The 18767-nt window shown below is 67.8% G+C and carries 18 protein-coding genes; 11 read left to right on the plus strand and 7 right to left on the minus strand.

The window, feature by feature from the left end:
* The first annotated feature begins 186 nt into the window (after positions 1-186).
* Positions 187-1185, plus strand: coding sequence for an MBL fold metallo-hydrolase (locus JQ639_RS33030; RefSeq protein WP_349644666.1), 999 nt, complete (start codon positions 187-189; stop codon positions 1183-1185).
* A gap of 107 nt (positions 1186-1292) precedes the next feature.
* On the opposite strand, the gene JQ639_RS33035 is transcribed toward JQ639_RS33030, so the two are convergent.
* Positions 1293-1517 (minus strand): hypothetical protein, encoded by a 225-nt coding sequence (locus JQ639_RS33035; protein ID WP_211964387.1) that lies wholly within the window; start codon positions 1515-1517, stop codon positions 1293-1295.
* A 142-nt stretch (positions 1518-1659) separates the two neighbouring features.
* Positions 1660-2208, minus strand: coding sequence for a PAS domain-containing protein (locus JQ639_RS33040; protein WP_211964391.1), 549 nt, complete (start codon positions 2206-2208; stop codon positions 1660-1662).
* 524 nt (positions 2209-2732) lie between these two features.
* Between JQ639_RS33040 and JQ639_RS33045 the strand changes: the two genes are divergently transcribed.
* Both JQ639_RS33045 and JQ639_RS33050 read left to right on the plus strand, forming a co-directional pair.
* Positions 2733-3527 carry a rhomboid family intramembrane serine protease gene (locus tag JQ639_RS33045; RefSeq protein WP_371745024.1) on the plus strand — a complete coding sequence of 265 codons (795 nt, stop codon included), beginning with the start codon at positions 2733-2735 and terminating at the stop codon, positions 3525-3527.
* A 151-nt stretch (positions 3528-3678) separates the two neighbouring features.
* Entirely contained in the window at positions 3679-4107 is a 429-nt protein-coding gene (locus JQ639_RS33050; RefSeq protein WP_211964393.1) for a CBS domain-containing protein, read from the plus strand.
* 72 nt (positions 4108-4179) lie between these two features.
* Here JQ639_RS33050 and JQ639_RS33055 read toward each other — a convergent pair whose 3' ends face one another.
* Complete coding sequence (locus JQ639_RS33055; protein ID WP_211964395.1) at positions 4180-5205, minus strand: patatin-like phospholipase family protein; 1026 nt, start codon at positions 5203-5205, stop codon at positions 4180-4182.
* Between the two features lie 277 nt (positions 5206-5482).
* Here JQ639_RS33055 and JQ639_RS33060 point away from each other — a divergent pair, with 277 nt between their 5' ends.
* From JQ639_RS33060 to JQ639_RS33080, 5 genes are all read left to right on the plus strand, one after another.
* Positions 5483-6544 carry an RgsD C-terminal domain-containing protein gene (locus tag JQ639_RS33060; RefSeq protein WP_211964397.1) on the plus strand — a complete coding sequence of 354 codons (1062 nt, stop codon included), beginning with the start codon at positions 5483-5485 and terminating at the stop codon, positions 6542-6544.
* Positions 6545-6677: 133 nt separating this feature from the next.
* Complete coding sequence (locus JQ639_RS33065; RefSeq protein ID WP_211964399.1) at positions 6678-7499, plus strand: AraC family transcriptional regulator; 822 nt, start codon at positions 6678-6680, stop codon at positions 7497-7499.
* Between the two features lie 139 nt (positions 7500-7638).
* On the plus strand, positions 7639-8331 hold the full coding sequence (locus JQ639_RS33070) for an O-methyltransferase (protein ID WP_211964407.1): 693 nt from the start codon (positions 7639-7641) through the stop codon (positions 8329-8331).
* Positions 8332-8374: 43 nt separating this feature from the next.
* On the plus strand, positions 8375-9109 hold the full coding sequence (locus JQ639_RS33075; RefSeq protein ID WP_349644667.1) for a siderophore-interacting protein: 735 nt from the start codon (positions 8375-8377) through the stop codon (positions 9107-9109).
* Between the two features lie 360 nt (positions 9110-9469).
* Positions 9470-11899, plus strand: coding sequence for a putative bifunctional diguanylate cyclase/phosphodiesterase (locus tag JQ639_RS33080; protein ID WP_211965099.1), 2430 nt, complete (start codon positions 9470-9472; stop codon positions 11897-11899).
* Positions 11900-12072: 173 nt separating this feature from the next.
* Here the strand turns inward: JQ639_RS33080 and JQ639_RS33085 are convergent, their stop codons facing one another.
* Positions 12073-12651, minus strand: coding sequence for a nitroreductase family protein (locus JQ639_RS33085; protein WP_371745014.1), 579 nt, complete (start codon positions 12649-12651; stop codon positions 12073-12075).
* Positions 12652-12829: 178 nt separating this feature from the next.
* Positions 12830-14860 (minus strand): threonine--tRNA ligase, encoded by a 2031-nt coding sequence (gene thrS / locus JQ639_RS33090; protein ID WP_211964411.1) that lies wholly within the window; start codon positions 14858-14860, stop codon positions 12830-12832.
* Positions 14861-15042: 182 nt separating this feature from the next.
* Here thrS and JQ639_RS33095 point away from each other — a divergent pair, with 182 nt between their 5' ends.
* Both JQ639_RS33095 and JQ639_RS33100 read left to right on the plus strand, forming a co-directional pair.
* Positions 15043-16200 carry an MFS transporter gene (locus tag JQ639_RS33095; protein WP_211964413.1) on the plus strand — a complete coding sequence of 386 codons (1158 nt, stop codon included), beginning with the start codon at positions 15043-15045 and terminating at the stop codon, positions 16198-16200.
* 10 nt (positions 16201-16210) lie between these two features.
* The gene (locus JQ639_RS33100) at positions 16211-16624 is read left to right on the plus strand and encodes a DUF3574 domain-containing protein (protein WP_211964415.1); all 414 of its coding nucleotides are present in this window, start codon (positions 16211-16213) and stop codon (positions 16622-16624) included.
* A gap of 31 nt (positions 16625-16655) precedes the next feature.
* Here the strand turns inward: JQ639_RS33100 and yidD are convergent, their stop codons facing one another.
* On the minus strand, positions 16656-17012 hold the full coding sequence (gene yidD / locus JQ639_RS33105; RefSeq protein ID WP_211964417.1) for a membrane protein insertion efficiency factor YidD: 357 nt from the start codon (positions 17010-17012) through the stop codon (positions 16656-16658).
* Between the two features lie 269 nt (positions 17013-17281).
* Between yidD and JQ639_RS33110 the strand changes: the two genes are divergently transcribed.
* Positions 17282-18229 (plus strand): COG3904 family protein, encoded by a 948-nt coding sequence (locus tag JQ639_RS33110; protein ID WP_371745015.1) that lies wholly within the window; start codon positions 17282-17284, stop codon positions 18227-18229.
* Positions 18230-18288: 59 nt separating this feature from the next.
* Here JQ639_RS33110 and JQ639_RS33115 read toward each other — a convergent pair whose 3' ends face one another.
* The gene (locus JQ639_RS33115) at positions 18289-18732 is read right to left on the minus strand and encodes an iron-sulfur cluster assembly scaffold protein (RefSeq protein ID WP_211964419.1); all 444 of its coding nucleotides are present in this window, start codon (positions 18730-18732) and stop codon (positions 18289-18291) included.
* Positions 18733-18767 lie beyond the last annotated feature (35 nt).

Below are 18767 nucleotides of genomic sequence, written 5' to 3' on the forward strand. Positions count from 1 at the left end.
GGTTAATACCCCGTTAGCGGCGGAAAGGCCGCAGCCGGTTCCCGCCATCCACCGAATGACCGATCCCGTGGCAGGAAGGCCATCCCTAGTCTCGCGGGCGCGGACTGGCGGCGGTGCGCCGCCAGGGCCAGACTGACGACCCGACACCATAGAGCCTGACACAAGAAAGAGACCGAGGAGATGCCGGTGGCCCGAACGACCCTGAAGCTGATTGCTGCCGTGGCGATGCTCGCCGGGGCGTGGACGGCCGCCAAGGCGGCGGACAATGCCCCCGCGATCCGCGTGACATTGCTGGGCAGCGGCACGCCGACCCCGCGGCCGGACATCTTCAGCATGTCCACGCTGGTCGAGGCAGGGGACCAGAAGCTGGTGTTCGATCTCGGCCGCGGCTCGACGATCCGCCTCTACCAGAAGAAGATCCCGCTTGGCGCCGTCACCGCGCACTTCATCACCCACCTGCATTCGGACCATATCGTCGGCCTGCCCGACATGTGGATGACCGGCTGGATCGGCACGCCATGGGGCTCGCGCAAGACGCCGATGGTGGTGTTCGGGCCCAGGGGCACCGTCGCGATGACCGAAAATCTCACCCGGGCGTTCGCCGAGGACATCCGCATCCGCACCGAGGACGAGCATTTCCCCGCCGCCGGCATCGCCTTCGACGCCACGGACATCGTCGCCGGCCCCGTCTATGACAAGGGTGGCGTCAAGGTCACGGCGTTCGAGGTCAACCACGGCGAGCACATCCGCCCGGCCTACGGCTACATGGTGGAATATGCCGGCCACAAGGTCGTGCTGTCCGGCGACACCAGGTACGACGAGCGCGTCGCCAACGCCGCCAAGGGCGCGGACCTGCTGATCCACGAGGTGTCGGTGATCGAGCCGGAGCTGATCCAGGCCCGGCCGGAGTACCGCGCCATCGCGGACCACCACACCTCGCCGGAGGAGGCGGGCCGGATCTTTTCGATCGCGAACCCGAAGCTCGCCGTCTATTCACATATCGTGTTCGCCGGGGTGAAGCCGATCCAGGACGTGCCGGTGGAGGCGCTGACCACGCGCACCGAGAGCACCTACAGGGGCCCGTTCATGATCGGTGCGGACCTGATGTCGTTTGCGATCGGCGACAAGGTCGAGGCGTTCGGGCCCGATGGCGCCGCGCTGAAGCCGCTGATGGCGGGGCAGTGACGCGAGCTGCAGGCACCGGACCTCGCCGGCGACAACGCATCGCGCGGGCAACGAAAAATCCTGTCGCTCTCGCTCGAACGGCGAATGCCCGTTCGGCAGAGTGACGCCTATCGCTGCGCGCCCTTGTTGCAGCCCGAGAACCTTTGCTCGCAAGAGGATTTGCACTGAGCCAATTGCGGCGGCGTGTACTGCCCCGCTCTGGCAAATTTGTTGCAATTGCTCTTGCAGACGCAACCTCCATCGGAGATCGCGCCAGATCCGTTCGCGTCAAAGGCGGCAGCGGCGGCGCTGAACAGGCAGGCAGCCAAGGTCAAACCAGCGAAAAGCTTCATTTGAATCTCCCCAGACCCGGCCGGATCATTCCGCAGCTCGCGAGCGGACGCAAGGCGTTGCGATGAAAGGGCGAGGGGGAAGGGGTGGCAAGATCATACGCGGTCAGCCAACGTTGCGCGAACGCGGATGTCCGGTCATGCGTCAGCGCAGGCCCTCGTACACCATGAAGCCGCGCACCGCCGACCAGCGGCGGACGGCGCGGGGTTTGGGGCGTGGCGTGAGGTAGCGCCACGACGTCAGGGTGAAATCGGTCATCGGGCCGACCGGGCTGTCGAACGGGGCGAGCAGGCCGGTCAGGCTCAGCGGCGCGTGGCTGCGGGCGCTGAACGGCAGCAGCAGCAGCTCCAGCGGCGCCGGCGTGCCGTCGGCGGCCCGTGCGGTGATGCCGGCGATCGCAGGCTGGCTCTCCTCGCCGACGATGGTCAGGATATCGGTGATCTCGGCCCGGCTGCCGGATGCGAACAGGCCGGGGAAGCTGTGGCCCTTGGCGTCGCGGCCGAGCAGCGCGCACACGCGCGTGCCCGCGACGCGGAACGGGAACCCGTCCGCGACCTCGAACGCCAGCACGAAGATGTCGCCCAGCAGTTCGCGCACCGCGTCGGGATCGAACTCGCTGCGGTCGGGCGCCGGCGCGTCGCCGCGCTTGCTGTCCCAGTATTCAAAAAAGGCCCGGTTCGAAGGGTGCTTCATCAGCCTGCATTCCTGGCCCGAAAAGGGGCCGGCACGGACACTTGTGTTCCGGAACCGGTCACTTTCGGGCGTCGTTCGTTTGTGCAGGACAGACTTTGCAGCGTCCATGCCGCCGAGCGGGCCGGCGGCGCCTTTGTGGCGTTAACGTTAAATTAACTATGGAGTTGGGGTTTTCCCGAACCGCGCTAGTATCCCGATCACGCCAGCGCGGCGCCGGTTGTTCTCCACGGCCGGTTGCTCATGGCGGATAACAGATGGCGTCAAGCAGACTGGTCATCGCGGGGAGGGGTGGGGATCCTGCGGCAAGACCACTTGAGATCGCACCCCGGCGATCGTGGAAAAGGGAGGGCTCTTGCCCTCCCTTTTGCTTTTGGGTGGGGCGATGCCGCCCGGCGGTTGACGGCACACCGGAATTTGCCCTGCTGCATTGCAAGGGGGCGCTTGCGCCGGCCCGGCAAAGCCGCCTATCTGGAGGCAACGCCCGCCGCGTCGCCGACCGCTGGAGGGTACCCAAGCCTCTGGACCTGCAGCCGTTGTCGTCTCCGCGCGAACCGATCCTGACCATTCCCGGCGCCATGACGGCGCTGCTCGCGCTCCTCGCGGTGATCCATCTCGTCCGGATCATGCTGCCTTACGAGCTCGGCGAATGGATGATCTGGGCGTTCGGCTTCGTGCCGGCGCGCTATGACCTCGCGCTATCGGATCCGCGTTTCCCCGGAGGCGAGGCGGCGGCCGTCTGGACATTCCTGACTTATGCGCTGCTGCACGCCGACGCCAGCCACATCATCTTCAATGCGTTGTGGATGCTGCCGTTCGGCAGCGCTCTGGCCCGGCGCTTTGGTGCAGCGCGCTTCTTCCTGTTCCTCGCGGTGACGGCGGTCGCCGGCTCGCTCGCGCATTTGCTGACCCATCAGCATGAAGTGGTGCCGATGATCGGCGCATCCGCGTCGGTATCCGGCGCCATGGCGGCGTCGATGCGGTTCGCGTTCGGCCATGGCAGCTTCCTGTCGTTCGCACGCCCCGCCGATGCCGATCGCGCGGCGCGCGTTCCGGCGCTGTCGCTGTTCCAGGCGCTGCGCAATCCGCGCGTGCTCGCGTTCCTCGCGGTGTGGTTCGGCATCAATATCGTGTTCGGCATCGGCGCGATCGCGGTGGGGAGCGCGGAGCAGAGCGTCGCCTGGCAGGCGCATATCGGCGGTTTTCTGGCCGGGCTGCTGTTGTTTTCGCTGTTCGATCCCGTGTCGCGGCGCAGCGAGGACCCAAGTCCGCTGCCGCCGGCGGAGCCGCCTCCGGCCGATCTCCCGGATGGCCGCATCTGACTGACGGCCGCAGACGCCGCCGTCGCTGCCTTGCGAGTCCCGCTGATTTCATCCATCATCATCGCAGCCGGTTCGACACTGCGGTGTCGACGACTGAAAAAATACAAAGCCGCGGCGCTGGCTAAGCGGTTGTTTTTCTCAGGAGGCGACGATGATTGTACGGGCAATCCTCAATGCGAAGGGGCATCACGTGCTCGGCGTCGATCCCGACGCCAGGCTGTCGGCGGCGATCAAGCTGCTGTCGGAGCGCCGCATCGGCGCGGTGCTGGTGATGCAGGGCCAGCGCCTCGAAGGCATCCTGTCCGAGCGCGATATCGTTCGCGTGCTCGGCGAGCGCGGTGCCTCGGTACTCGACGAGCCGGTGAGCGCGGTGATGACGCGCAAGGTCGTCACCTGCAAGGAAACCGACACGGTCGGCCATATCATGGAAACCATGACTGCGGGCAAGTTCCGCCATCTGCCGGTCATGGATGGCGAGCGGCTGATCGGCCTGGTCTCGATCGGCGACGTCGTGAAGTCGCGTGTCGAGGAGTACGAGCGCGAACAGCAGGCGCTGCACGACTACATCAAGACCGCCTGATCGCCGCAGCCTGATCAAGGCCGCCTGTCCAGCAGGACCCGATTGCCGTCGGCGCGCCAGGCGCGCGCCACGTCACGGCGCGAGGTTCTGGTTCTGGCCGATGCCCGGCGTATTGCTGGAGGTCGGCGACAGGATCGCGATCGCTTCCTGGATCGACTCGATGGTGCGTTCAGCGGCGCGCGCGCCGTGGGCGATGGTCTCGTCGGCGCGATGGAAGTCGAACCAGCCGATCTTGCCGACGCGCGGCGAGATCAGCACGTCCGGCGGATCGCCGGCGAGGCGGGCGCGGGTGATGCGGTCCTGCATGATGTTGAAGGCCTCCACCATCACGGTGGAGATGCCCGGGCGGTCGCCGCTGCCGAAGAACTCGCGTTTCACGGTGCGCTCGGCCGAGAAGAACTTGCCGATGCCGCGCCTGGGAGGCGTCGCGATCGTCTCGTCCTCGGTGGTCTCTTCTGCCGCGCCATGGGTGGAGATGATGGTGCCGTGGCCGAACACGTCGGTGCTGACATTGGCGGCGATGACGATTTCGGCGCCGAGCGCGCGCGCCGCCGACACCGGCACCGGGTTGACCAGCGCGCCGTCGATCAGCCAGCGGTCGCCGATCGCCACCGGCGAAAAGATCCCGGGCAGGGCGTACGATGCCCGCATGGCATCGACCACGCGGCCGTGGGTCAGCCAGATCTCGTGGCCGGTCTGTACTTCGGTGGCGATGGCGGCGAAGCGCAGCGGCAGCTCGTCGATGCGGGTGCGCCCCATCGCGGCCTCGAGCTGCGCGGCGAGCTTGTTGCCGCCAATCAGGCCGGAGCCGTTGAGGCGGATATCGAGGTAGCTGAAGATGTTCTTGGGTTGCAGGCTGCGCGCCCAGTCCTCGAGCGTGTCGAGATGGCCGGCCGCGTAGCTGCCGCCGACCACGGCGCCGATCGAGGTGCCGACCACGATGTCGGGCAGGATGCCGTTGGCGATCAGGGTTCGCAGGATGCCGATATGGGCAAAGCCGCGCGCGGCACCGCCGCCGAGGGCAAGGCCGATGGTGGGCCGTCGCGTCGGCCCGAGGCCCGCCTTGTCCCGGTTACGTCCAATCAAGCTCTCCAGCACGGCAGTCTCCCAAGGCGAATCTCTCGCGGTGCGGCCGACGCCGGCCCGCAAATCACTGTCCCGCCCCAGCACTCGCAACACATATAGGCAGGAATTGTGCCCTTCGCCTTAACCGGGGGGCGTTTTCGCCATGAGCGCACGGCAACCCGCCGATGCGCCGGGCGGGCATGCAAGGCGGCGCCGGCGGCACCGCAGGGCCGCACCGGCATGTGAACCAGCGATGAATTCGGCCGCCACAGGCTTGAATTCGCCGTGTTTTCGGTCGAAAAACCACGTCATGATACCGAAATGCCACCACTGCCGGCGCGCCGGGCGACCGTTTGCGGCCGCCCTGTCGCTGTTGCTGGTGGTGGGCCTTCTGGCGGCGCCCCATGGGGCGTCGGCCCAGATGTTTTCGGACCGGCCGCCGCCGATCCCGCCCCGCGCGGTTCCCGAATCGCCGGCCGGACCAGCCATGAACCTTGCGCCGCCGTCCGGCGCCGCCGCGGGGCCGGCCGCGCTGCCGAGCCCGATCACCCAACCGCCCGTAGCCGCCGCGCCGCTGGCGCCGCCACCGGCCGCTGCCGCAGTGGCGACCCCCGGCCAGCCGGTGCTGGCGCTGTCGGCGCGGTTCGGCAAGGAACTCGCCACGGTGAACAGCGGTCTGGTGTGGCGGGTCTATGCCGACAAGCCCGACGCGGCCGGAGCCTTCAAGCTGGTGCGCGAGGAGCGCTCGCCGACGCCCAACATCGTGCTGCCGCCGGGCAGCTACGTGGTCCATGTCGGCCTTGGCCTCGTCAGCGCGGTGCGCCCGGTGACCATCCGCCAGGACACCACCCGCGAGACCTTCGACCTGCCGGCCGGCGGCCTGCGCATCGAGGGCAAGGTCGGCTCCAGCAAGATCCCGCCGAACCAGATCGCGTTCAGCATCTACAAGGGCAGCCAGTTCGAGGTCGGCGACCGTGCGCCGCTGGCGCAGAACGTCGCCGCCGGCGAGGTGCTGCTGGTGCCGGAAGGCACCTACTACATCATTTCGAACTATGGCGACGCCAACTCGGTGGTGCGCTCCGACATCCGCATCCAGGCCGGCAAGCTCACCGACGTCACGGTCACCCACCGCGCGGCGGTGATCACGCTCAAGCTCGTCGGCGAGAAGGGCGGCGAGGCGCTGGCCAACACCTCGTGGTCGGTGATCACGCCGGGCGGCGACGTGGTCAAGGAATCGATCGGCGCGTTCCCGCGCGTCATCCTCGCCGAGGGCGAGTACCGCGCCATCGCCAAGAACGAGGGCAAGGTTTTCGAGCGCTCGTTCAACGTCGTCAACGGCGTCGATGGCGAGGTCGAGGTCGTCGCGCGCTAGAGCTTTTCGAATTCCAATGTTCGCGATCAAGGCCGTCGGCGCCTTCGCAAGCGATGCCGCCGTATTGAAGGCCGCGACCACGCCCTGATATCGTTCGGTCCATCTGCTGCCCCTGGATCGGCCGTCATCCACCATGCCATTCTACCGGCTTAACGAAGACGATCTTCGCCCCGACGACGCCGATGGTTTCGACCCCGAAGGCGTGCCGCGGGCGATCACTGCGTTTGGCGCTGATATCTCGACCCGGGGGATGGAGCTCGGCCTCCACGTCCATCGCAAGGCTGAGGTCATCCTGACCATGCGAGGCATCGTCCGGTGCGAGGCCGATCGCAGCGCCTGGATCGTGCCGCCGCGCTGCGCCGTGTGGATTCCCGGCAATCGGCCGCACAGCGTGACCTTCTCCGGACATGTCGAGGTCTACTGCGTGTTCATCGAGCCGGAAGTGGTGCCGACACTGCCCGGGCAATGCTGCGGGCTGTCGGTCTCGCCACTGCTCGAGCGCCTGCTGCTGCACGCCGCGACGATCCCGGTACTGTACGACATCGATGGCGCCGACGGCCGCATCGCCACGGTGCTGCTCGACCAGCTGGCGCGGGCGTCGGTCGAGATGCTGAACTTTCCGATGCCGGCCAACGCCAAGCTGCGCAACATCGCCGCGGCGATGATGGCCGAGCCCTCCGACCGCGCGACCATCGCCGACTGGGGCAAGCGCATGGCGATAGCGCCACGCACACTGACCCGCATGCTGCAGCGCGAGACCGGCATGAGCTTCGGCCGCTGGCGCCAGCAGCTTCATATTCTCATCGCCTTGCAGCGTCTCGCCGGCGGCGCGTCGGTGCAGGCCGTCGCGCTCGATCTCGGCTACGAAGGCGCCAGCGCGTTCGTCACCATGTTCCGCAAGGCGCTGGGCAAGCCGCCGGCACGCTATCTGGCGGAGCGCGGCGCGGCCGTATGAGCGCGGCCGTGCGCCGCCGGCCTCGCGGCATCGTCTGACCAGATATCGCAATTCGTTGTCCTGTCCACGGAATGTGATCGCGGCGGCGATGTCTTATCGTCGCGTCCGCATCGACACATCATCTCAGGGAGCCGGACACGTGGATTCACTCAGCAGCGGCCTTGTCGCGGACATTCTCGCGCGCCTGCATCGGGAGGCGGAGGCAGCCGACGCGTCGCTGGCGCCATCCGGCGCGGGCAAGGCGGCAAGCCTCGACGCCATGGTCGACGAGTTCGTCGCGGCCGAGAAGCGCGACTTCCAGGAGGTGTATTCCGGCCTTGCCGACAACTTTCTCAACGTCTCGCCGCAGTTCGGACGCTTCCTCTACATGTGCGCGCGCGCCTGCCGGGCGCAGCGGATCGTCGAATTCGGCTCGTCCATGGGCGTCTCGGCGATCTACATGGCGGCGGCGTTGCGCGACATGGGCGGCGGCCGCCTGACCGGTACCGAGCTCGAGCCCGGCAAGGCGGAGCGTGCGCGGGCGAACATCGCGGCGGCGGGGCTTGCCGATGTCGTCGAGCTGCGTGTCGGCGATGCCCGCGACACGCTCGCCGCCGGCGTCGGCGGCACCATCGACATGGTGATGCTCGACGGCGCCTTCACGCTCTACCTTCCCGTGCTGAAGCTGCTCGAGCCGCATCTGCGGCCCGGCGCGCTAATCGTCGGAGAGAATGCGTTTGCCCGGGCGTCGGGCTATCTCGACCATGTGCGCAATCCGCAGAATGGCTACCTCTCCCTGCCACTGCCGTTCGATCTTGGGCGCGGCAACGAACTCACGGTGCGGACGCGATGATCGGCCGCGCGCGATCCCTTCATGGACGCGGGGGAGCGGGGTTGTGACCGAACCCGTTCATGAGGCGGCCCGGCACGGGCCCGTGACGCGCGCGCTGGTGCGATGGCTGATGCGACCGGCGCGCGTGGCCGCGGTCGAGACGCTGTCGCCGCGCTTCCGCCTGGTCGATATCGAGGGCGAGGCGTTGCGGGACGTCACGTGGGCTGCGGGCCAGAAGATCCAGGTGTCGGTCGGCGGTGGCCTGAGCACGCGAACCTATACGCCGGTGATGTGGGATGCCGGCCGCGGCCGGACGCGGTTGCTCGCCTTCGCCCATGGCGACGGTCTCGGCAGCCGATGGGTGAGCAGCCTTCGTGCAGGCGATCGCTGCCAGTTCTTCGGCCCGCGCCGCTCGCTCGACCTGTCCGCGCTCGCTGCGCCAATCGCACTGTTCGGCGACGAGACCTCGTTCGGCCTCGCAACCCTGCTGCGCGAGGACCCGCCGACGGCCGGCGCCATTCAGACGTTCGAGGTGTCGGATGCCGCGGAGGCGCGCGCGGTGCTGGCGTCGATCGGTATCGATCAGGCGACGCTGATCGAACGCCGCGCCGACGACGGCCATCTCGTCGCGGCCGCAGACGAGGTGCTGCGCTGCATTGGGAGCGGCGCTGATGTCGCGCTGACGGGCAGGGCCCCGTCGATCCAGCGCGTCGGCCGGGCACTGAAGGCCGCGGGCGTCCGGTCGACGCGGATCAGGACCAAAGCCTATTGGGCGCCGGGCAAGACCGGACTCGATTAGGTCGCCAACGCCCCCCAGGCCTCTTCGATGCGCCTCATGAGGCGGCCTCGGCATCATCGTCGCGTGCGAATGCCAGGCGTTGCCGAGCATCCGCCGATGCATGCGAACGTCTTGTTCACGCATCTTTCCGCAATGTTGATGGCGTCGTTTCGCGATCGAGATTGCATTGCGACGCCAATGGTTTCCCAATGCTAACCATCGGTCGTCTTAAAAGTGTCATAATGAAACACTGCCGGGAACTCTTTACCCTTCGTCAATCAGGCAAGGTTGAATTAACCGCGATTTTCGCTGCGTGCGCGGGAAGGGGAAGTCGTGGGTGCCGTCAGGAAGACGATCGAGGACGAAGTTCTCGGCGAAGCGATGAACGACATGGAGACGCTGCGGCGCAAGTGGTTCGCCGCGCTGCGTCCCGGCGAGCAGCTCCCCGCGTACGAGGAAGTGGTGCTCGGCAGCATGGGACGGCTCGCCGACCACATGGCGCTGCTGCAAGGCAGCGGCGACACGCTGACCATCATGCGCACCGGCCGCGCATTGCGGCAGTGGCTCGGACAGGACGCATGGGACACCCGCGTCGCCGATCTCGCGCCTGAATACGCCGGCGTTCTGTCGGAAGTCGCCGCCAATGCGCTCGGCAGCCAGCGCCCATACGCCACCTCCGCCTATCATGTCGCCAACGGCATCGTCCGCACCTTCGACATCTATGCCATGCCGATGGCCTGCCGCTGGGGCCCGCCGCTGATCTCGATGTATGTCCATGAGCGTGGCGACGGTTACAGCCTTGTCGACACCATCTTCCGCGCCACCGACGACGGCTTTCTCGCGCTCGCGGCCTGCCGCAACGCCGGACGGGCGACGGTCGATTTCCAGATCGTCGACCTCAACGAAGGCGCTGCGCGCCTGCTGCAGCGGCCGGCCGAGACGCTGCGCTGGCATCGTCTCAGCGAGGGCGAGCACGACCTGTCGTCGCCCGAGGTGCTGCGGCGGCTTAGCGCCGTGATCGAGAGCAGCCAGCCGCAGCAGCTCGAAATCGCCACCGCCCGAGGCACGCATCTGCGCATCAGCGTCGCCGCGATCGGCGACCTGCTGTCCGCGACCGTCACCGACGTGACCGATCTCAAGCGTCGCGAACAGTCGTTCCGCCTGTTGTTCGAAAGCAACCCGATGCCGATGTGGGTGTTCGACGACGAGACGTTCGCCTTCATCGGCGTCAACGATGCGGCCATCGCCCATTACGGCTACAGCCGCGACCAGTTCCTGCACATGCAGACCAGCGACATCTGGCCGGCCGACGAGCGCGACATCCATCTCAAGACGCTGCGCGAACTCGACGACAGCTACCAGTCGCGCCGCAGCTGGCGCCATCTCCGCGCCGACGGCAGCGAGATCGAGGTGCTGACCTATGGCCGCCGGGTCAATTTCGGCGGCCGCAGCGCCTTCATGGTGGCGATCATCGACGTCACCGAGCGGCGCAAGGCCGAAGCCAAGATCTCCTACATGGCGCATCATGACGCGCTCACGGACCTGCCGAACCGCGTGATGCTGCAGCAGCGCCTGCAGCACACCGTCGAGCAGTGCAGCCGCGCCGACCGCCAGGCCGCGGTGCTATGCCTCGACCTCGACATGTTCAAGGGCGTCAACGACACCTTTGGCCATCCGGTCGGCGACCGCCTGCTGCAACAGGTCGCGCAACGCCTCAAGGGAGCGCTCGGCGTCGGCGATCTCGCGGCCCGCCTCGGCGGCGACGAGTTCGCGCTGATCCTCGACCAGATCTCCGGACCTGCGGAAGCCGGCGACCGCGCCAACCAGTTGATCGCCGACCTCAGCCGGCCCTACGACATCGACGGCCGCGACATCACCATCGGCGCCAGCATCGGCATCGCCATCGCGCCGCTCGACGGCGACACCTCCGAGGCGCTGCTGCGCACCGCCGACATGGCGCTGTACCGCGCCAAGGCCGACGGCGGCGGCGCCCATCACTTCTTCGAACCGGAAATGGATCGCCAGGCCCAGGCGCGGCGGGCGCTCGAAGCCGACCTGCGTCATGCGCTCGCGAGCGGGGAGTTCGAGCTGCATTACCAGCCGCTGGTCAACCTGTCGGCCGACCGCATCACCTCGTTCGAGGCGTTGCTGCGCTGGCGCCATCCCGAGCGCGGCATGGTCTCGCCGGTGGAGTTCATCCCGGTCGCCGAAGACATCGGCCTGATCGTGCAGATCGGCGAATGGGTGCTGCGCACCGCCTGCAGCGACGCGGCGCAGTGGCCCACCGACATCAAGGTGGCGGTGAACCTGTCGCCGGTGCAGTTCAAGAGCCGTAACCTGGTGGCGGCGGTGGTGGCGGCCCTGGCGCATTCGCGCCTGCCGGCGCACCGCCTCGAGCTCGAGATCACCGAGTCGGTACTCCTCGCCGAAACCGACGCCAACCTGCAGACGCTGCACCAGCTGCGCGGGCTCGGGGTGCGCATCTCGATGGATGATTTCGGCACGGGCTACTCGTCGCTGAGCTACCTGCGCAGCTTCCCGTTCGACAAGATCAAGATCGACCGCTCGTTCATCCGCGACCTGCCGGATCGCGCCGACTGCATCGCCATCGTGCGGGCGATCTCGGGGCTGGCGCGCAGCCTCAGCATCGCGACGACGGCGGAAGGGGTCGAGACGCGCGAGCAGCTCGACCGTCTGCGTGCTGAAGGCTGCACCGAGGTGCAGGGCTTCCTGTTCAGCCCGGCGCGGCCGGCGTCGTCGATCGGCGAATTGCTGGCGCGCTTCGGCAAGAACGCCGCCCAGGCGGCGTGACAGGCGCGCGCGCATTTGATCTCCTCATGGGGAGGAGCGCGGCAAACCGGCCTCATCGCTCGAGACGCCCGCTGCGCGGGCTCCTCAGAACGAGGGGCAAGGCCGGCGCGGGAATCGCGCGATGGATCTGCCGCCACCCGGCGATGCGACTGTTCGCGCCGGGGACATGAATCTCAAAAGCGCGTGACGATTTCAGCGAGGTTCGGCCGCGGCCGGTCCTCGACGGGATGATCGATCCGGCCGATGTGGATGAAGCCCGCCATCTTCTCGTCGGCGCGCAGGCCGAGCGCGGTCAGCACGTCGCGGTCGAACGAGAACCAGCCGGTCAGCCAGTTGGCGACGTAGCCGAGCGCATTCGCGGCAGTGACGATGTTCATGGCGCTGGCGCCGGCGGACAGCTCCTGCTCCCACGCCGGGACCTTGGGATGCGCCCTGGGCGCGGAGATCACGGCGATCACCAGCGGCGCCTCGGCGAGGCGGTGGCGTTCGATCTCGATCTGCTCGCGGGAGGCGTCGGGATTCTTCGCGGCGAACACACGCGCGATGACGTCGCCGGCCTTCAGCCGCGCATCGCCCTCGAACACGATGAAGCGCCATGGTGCGATCTTGCCGTGGTCCGGCACGCGTGCGCCGATGGTCAGGATGGTGTCTAGCTCGGCCGGGGAGGGGCCGGGACCGCTCATCTCGCGCGGCTTGGCGGAACGGCGGGTTTTCAGCAACTGCAACGTGTCGGACAAGCTTGTCCCCTTCATGTCGTGAATGCAGGTGTCGGATCGCGGCTTGATACCACGCGGCCCCGTGAGCGGCGATACGCCGCGGCGGCCTTTAAAGCGATTCTCGTCGGGCAGCCGCGCGGGCGCTCCGGGCCGGTTCCGGGCCCCTGAAATGGATCCGGCGGCACGCGGCCGCCGGAGGTTGTCGAAGAGCGTGTCAGCCGAGGCGGGCGCGCTTGATGTCGGGCGGCGTCGCCTCGTCGACGAGCGCGGCGATCGCCTCGTCGAGCGGCACCACCGTCTGGCCGTCGCTGCCGAGGCGGCGGATCGACACCGTGCGGTTCTCCGCTTCCTTCTTGCCGACCACCAGCAGCGCCGGGATCTTGGCCAGCGAGTGCTCGCGCACCTTGTAGTTGATCTTCTCGTTGCGCAGGTCGATGTCGGCGCGCAGGCCCGCGCGGCGCACCGCCGCCAGCACCTGCCTGGCGTAGTCGTCGCCTTCCGAGGTGATCGTGGTGACGATCGCCTGGGTCGGCGCCAGCCACAGCGGGAAGTGACCGGCGAAGTGCTCGATCAGGATGCCGGTGAAGCGTTCCATCGAACCGCAGATCGCGCGATGCACCATCACCGGCGTCTTCTTGGCGCCGTCGGCGTCGATGTAGAACGCACCGAACCGCTCCGGCAGGTTGAAGTCGACCTGCGTGGTGCCGCACTGCCAGTCGCGGCCGATGGCGTCGCGCAGCACGTACTCGAACTTCGGCCCGTAGAACGCGCCTTCGCCCGGATTGATCGCGGTCTTGATGCGGTTGCCCGAGCGGGCCTGGATCTCGCTCAGCACGGTCGCCATGACGCGCTCGGCGTGATCCCACGCCTCGTCGGAGCCGACGCGCTTCTCGGGACGGGTCGACAGCTTGACCGTGAGCTCGCCCTCGAAGCCGAAGTCGTCATAGGTCGACAGGATCAGGTCGTTGATCTTGAGACACTCGTCGGCGAGCTGCTGCTCGGTGCAGAACACGTGAGCGTCGTCCTGGGTGAAGCCGCGCACGCGCATCAGGCCATGCATCGCGCCCGATGGCTCATAGCGATGCACCACGCCGAATTCGGCGAGGCGCAGCGGCAGGTCGCGGTAGCTCTTGAGGCCATGCTTGAAGATCTGCACGTGACCCGGGCAGTTCATCGGCTTGATCGCGAACCAGCGCTTGTCCTCGGCCTCTTCGCCGGCCGACTGCGCCGCGAACATGTTCTCGCGGTACCAGTCCCAGTGGCCCGAGGTCTCCCACAGCGACTTGTCGAGCATCTGAGGCGCGTTGACCTCGTCGTAGTCGCCGGCGAGGCGGCGGCGCATGTAGGCGACGATCGACTGGAACAGGCTCCAGCCCTTGGCGTGCCAGAACACGACGCCGGGGCCTTCCTCCTGGAAGTGGAAGAGGTCGAGTTCGCGGCCGAGCTTGCGGTGGTCGCGCTTCTCGGCTTCCTCGAGCTGCTTGAGGTAGGCGTCGAGCTGTTCCTGCTTGGCGAAGGCGGTGCCGTAGATGCGGGTCAGCATCGGGTTCTTGGCATCGCCGCGCCAGTAGGCGCCGGCCACCTTCATCAGCTTGAAGGCGGTGCCGACCTTGCCCGTCGAGGTCATGTGCGGACCGCGGCAGAGGTCGAACCATTCGCCCTGCTTGTAGATCTTGATGGTCTGGTCCTCGGGGATGGCGTCGACCAGCTCGACCTTGAACAGCTCGCCCTTGTCCTGAAACACCTTCTTGGTGTCGTCGCGCGTCCAGATCTCCTTGGTGAAGGGAGCGTCGCGCGCGATGATCTCGCGCATCTTTTTCTCGATGGCGGCGAAGTCTTCCGGGGTGAACGGCTCGTTGCGGAAGAAGTCGTAATAGAATCCGTTCTCGATCACCGGGCCGATGGTCACCTGGGTGCCCGGCCATAACGCCTGCACCGCCTCGGCGAGCACGTGGGCGGCGTCGTGCCGGATCAGCTCGAGCGCGCGGGGATCGTCACGGTTGACGAACTCGATGGCCGCGTCGTGCTCGATCGGATCGGCGAGGTCGGTCAATTGGCCGTCGAGGGTCATTGCCACGGTGCGCTTGGCGAGCGAGGGCGAGATGCCCCTGGCGATGTCAAGGCCGGTGGTGTGTCGGGGAAACTGGCGCCGCGCGCCATCGGGGAAGGTCACAGTGACCGGCTCGGTCTGGGCTTCTGCTGGGCGCAGGTTGGCGAGGCCGAAAACGAACTTGGATTCCGTCATATGTCATCTCCTCAAGCTCACTCCTGCGAACGGACGCAGGTAAGCGGAAAACAGGGGTATAACAGCCAGTGCCGGTGTTGCAAGGCATCGGGGCGGTGAGGGGGGGCCACCGGCGGCAGGCGCAAAACACCGTTGCAAATCCTGATATATGCAGCTGCATTGAACTCGCCTATCGTTCTCCCATGAACAAGTCTGTGGCGCCCACGGCCCTGATGCTGGGAAATTTCGTCACCGGTCTCGCGGTCATGTCGCCGGCAGGCATGCTCGGCGATCTCGCCCGCGCGCTCGGCGTATCGATTCCCCAGGCCGGCCTGCTCATCACCTTCGGCGCGGTGCTGCTGTGCATCGGCTCGCCGCTGATGGTCTGGCTCACCAGCCGTCTCGACCGCCGCATCCTGCTGGCGACCAGCATGGCCGGGGTGGCGGTGTGCCATGTCGCCGTGCTCGCTGCGCCCGACTACGCCACGCTGATGGCGCTGCGGCTTGTCATGCTGGCCTTCCTCGTGGTGTTCACGCCCGTCGCCGCCGGCACCGTCAGCATGATCGTGCCCGAGGCGCAGCGCGCCAGCGGCATTGCCTACGTTTTCCTCGGCTGGTCGCTCGCGCTCGTCGCGGGCCTGCCGCTCGTGACCTACATGTCGGCGCATTTCGGCTGGCGTGAGGCGCTGCTCGCCATCGGCATCATGGCGGCGATCGCGGCGCTGCTGATCGTGCTGGCGCTGCCGCGCGGCCTCGTCGGCGCGCCGGTCGAGCTGCGCACCTGGACGATGATCGGTCGCAACCGTCTCATCCTGCTGCTGCTGCTGATCACCACGCTGCAGATCACCGGACAGTTCTGCACCTTCACCTATCTCGGGCCGCTGCTGGCGCGGCTCACCGAGGCGAGCCCGGCGACGGTCGGTCTTGCGTTCAGCCTGTTCGGCATCTGCGGCCTCGTCGGCAATCTCGTGGCGATGCGCATCGTCGGCCGCATTGGAGCGTTCTGGACGTCGCTGATCTTCCTCGGCGCCATGCTGTGCGGCAGCCTGGTGTGGGTGGTCGGGGTCGGCGCGGCGGCGCTGCCGCTGTTGCTCGGCGCCAGCGTGCTGTGGGGCCTGGGCTTTGCCGCCATCAACTCGATGCAGCAGTCGCGCCTCGTCGGCGCCGCGCCCGCCTTCGCCAGCGCCTCGGTCGCGCTCAACACCTCGATGGTGTATGTCGGACAGGCGGCGGGGTCGGCGATCGGGGGCAGGTTCTTCGAGCAGCAGCTGTTCCACGCCCACGGCTATGCGGGGATCACGTTCGTGCTGCTGGCGATCGGGGTTGCGTTCCTCACCCGTCCGGCGCGCGCCGTGGCGTGAGAGGTGACGAATGCGGATGATGATGGCGGCCTGCGCCGCCTTTGCCGCCTTGGCGCTGTCCGGCTGCGCGGCGCTGCCGCCGGCCTGCATGCCGCCGGGCCAAGCGATGGTGTCGGCGGAAATGCTGTTCGGTCGCAACATCGGCGACCGTCTCGGCGTCAGTGACGCGGCGTTCGCGGCTTTCGCCGCGCGCGAGATCACGCCGCGCTTTCCCGATGGGCTCAGCGTCGTCGATGCCACCGGGCAGTGGCGCGACAGCGCGCGCGGCACGCTGGTGCGCGAGCCCAGCAAGATCGTGCTGATCGTATTCGCTGACGATCCCGACAAGCGCGCCGCACTCGACGCCATCGCCGCTGCCTACAAGCGCGACTTTCGCCAGCAGTCGGTGATGACGACGGTGCGCTCGGCGTGTGTGACCTTCTAGCGCCCGGCCTGAAGCCGGGGCCGGCGTCGCCTCAGCGGGCCTGCTCGCCATCGTTGACGCCGCGCCAGCGGGCGTAGCGCCATGGCAGGAACCAGCGCGCGCCGCGCGGCGCGATCATCGGCACGTTGTCGATGCCGGAGGTGCCGAATGGCTGGCAGCGCAGCAGCCGCGCCAGTGTCATCCAGCCGCCGGCCCACAGTCCGAAGCGCATGATCGCTTCCTCGCCATAGGCCGAACAGGTCGGCAGGTGGCGGCAGTGAAACCCGATCAGCGGCGACAGCGTGTAGCGGTAGCCGAGGATCATCAGCCGTCCCGCCTGGCGGGGCAGGCGTTGCGCCCGCTGCAGGCAGTGGGGGCAGGAGGGCGACAATCGGGGCGCGCGGTTCATGGCGAAGATCTTGGCAGGTTTACTGGCAGGTTTTTTGGCGAGTTTGTTGGCAACGTTCCCGGCGGCAGCGTCGGACGGCACGGGGTGAGCGAAATCCTGGGCGGAATGGTGAAAGCTGTGGCGCCGATCTGCCCGGTTCCGCGGCGAGGAACCCGAGCTGCGGCGCACGGGCGTCATATTCCCGAAATATTGCACGGTTTTGGCTGCGCCGCACCCAAAGTTCCGTGGACGCGAATCCGGGCCGCGACTACGCTTTTGATGATGGCGGCATGACACTAGGCGGGAAGGAACCGATCTTGGACGGCGGCGGGCGTTGGACGGGCAGCAGGAGATGGCGCTTCGGCGCGGTCATGGTGCTGCTCGGCGGGGCGCTGGCAGTTCCGGCGACGGCCGGCGATACGCTCGAGGAACGCAAGCAGCCGATGCACTTCGTCTGGCACGACCGGGCCACGCTCGACGGCGCGGATCGCGCCTGCGGCGGAAGCTGCAAGGGGATCGTCGCCGCCGTCGGCACCGTCACGGCCGACACGCCTCAGGCCTTTGCCGATTTCGCCGCAGGGCGTGATCTGCGCGACGTCACCATGGTGCTCGATTCGAGCGGCGGATCGGTGCTCGACGCCATCGCGATCGGCCGGCAGTGGCGCGCGCTCGGCGTCGCCACGACCGTCGGCATCGTCAACGAGATGCGCAGCGCAGACACCGCGCGGGCGAACATCGTCCCCGAGGCCTATTGCGAATCCATGTGCGCGTTCCTGCTGCTGTCCGGCGCGGTGCGGCATGTGCCCGCCGAGGCACATGTCCGGGTGCACCAGATCTGGATGGGCGATCGCACCGAAGACGCCAGGTCCGCGAGCTACACCGCGCAGGATGTCTCGATCATCGAGCGCGACATCGGCCGGCTTGCAAGCTTCACCTTCGAGATGGGCGGCTCGGGCGAACTGCTGGCGCTGGCGCTCGGCGTGCCGCCATGGGAGCCGCTGCACGAACTCACGGCGAACGAACTGCGGCAGACCGGCCTCGTCCCGGATCAGGCGATGGCGCGTCTTGCGCCAGCGGGGGATCGTTCCGTCGCCGCCGGGGCCAAGCCGATTCAGGACCGCTTCGTCGCCGCACCTGGTCTGGGTGCTGGCGATGGTGCAGGCGCGCCTGCCGGCCGCCCGTCGACCAGGACCGCCGAGGCGGGCGCTCCGACGGGCGTCGCGGTGCCGCGGCGCTGACCGCCACAGGCGTCACCGCGCGACGGCGATACCATGATGATCAACGCCGGCGATGCCGGTCAGTCGTGGGCCGGGGCGCGGGCCTCGATCTGGCCGATGGCATCGACCACCGCGTCGAAGGTCAGCAGGGTCGAGGCGTGGCGCGCCTTGTAATCGCGCACCGGTTCCAGCACTGCGATATCGGCCCACTTGCCGTCCGGCGGCGCGCCGTTCTCCTTCAGCATGCGGCGGACGGTCTCGCGCAGCTCGCGCAGTTCGTCGGCGTTCGACCCGACCACATGGCGCGCCATGATCGACGACGATGCCTGGCCGAGTGCGCAGGCCTTCACGTCATGGGCAAAGTCGGTGACCACCGGCCCGTCCATCTTGATGTCGACCTTGACGGTCGATCCGCACAGCTTGGAGTGGGCGGTGGCGCTCGCGTCCGGCGCTGCGAGGCGGCCGAGGCGCGGGATATTGCCCGCCAGTTCGATGATCTTCTTATTATAGACGTCGTTCAGCATGGCCGCATAAGACCCCTGCGGGGCCGGCCTTGGCG

The organism is Bradyrhizobium sp. U87765 SZCCT0048, assembly GCF_018131225.1.
GTDB lineage: Bacteria > Pseudomonadota > Alphaproteobacteria > Rhizobiales > Xanthobacteraceae > Bradyrhizobium_A.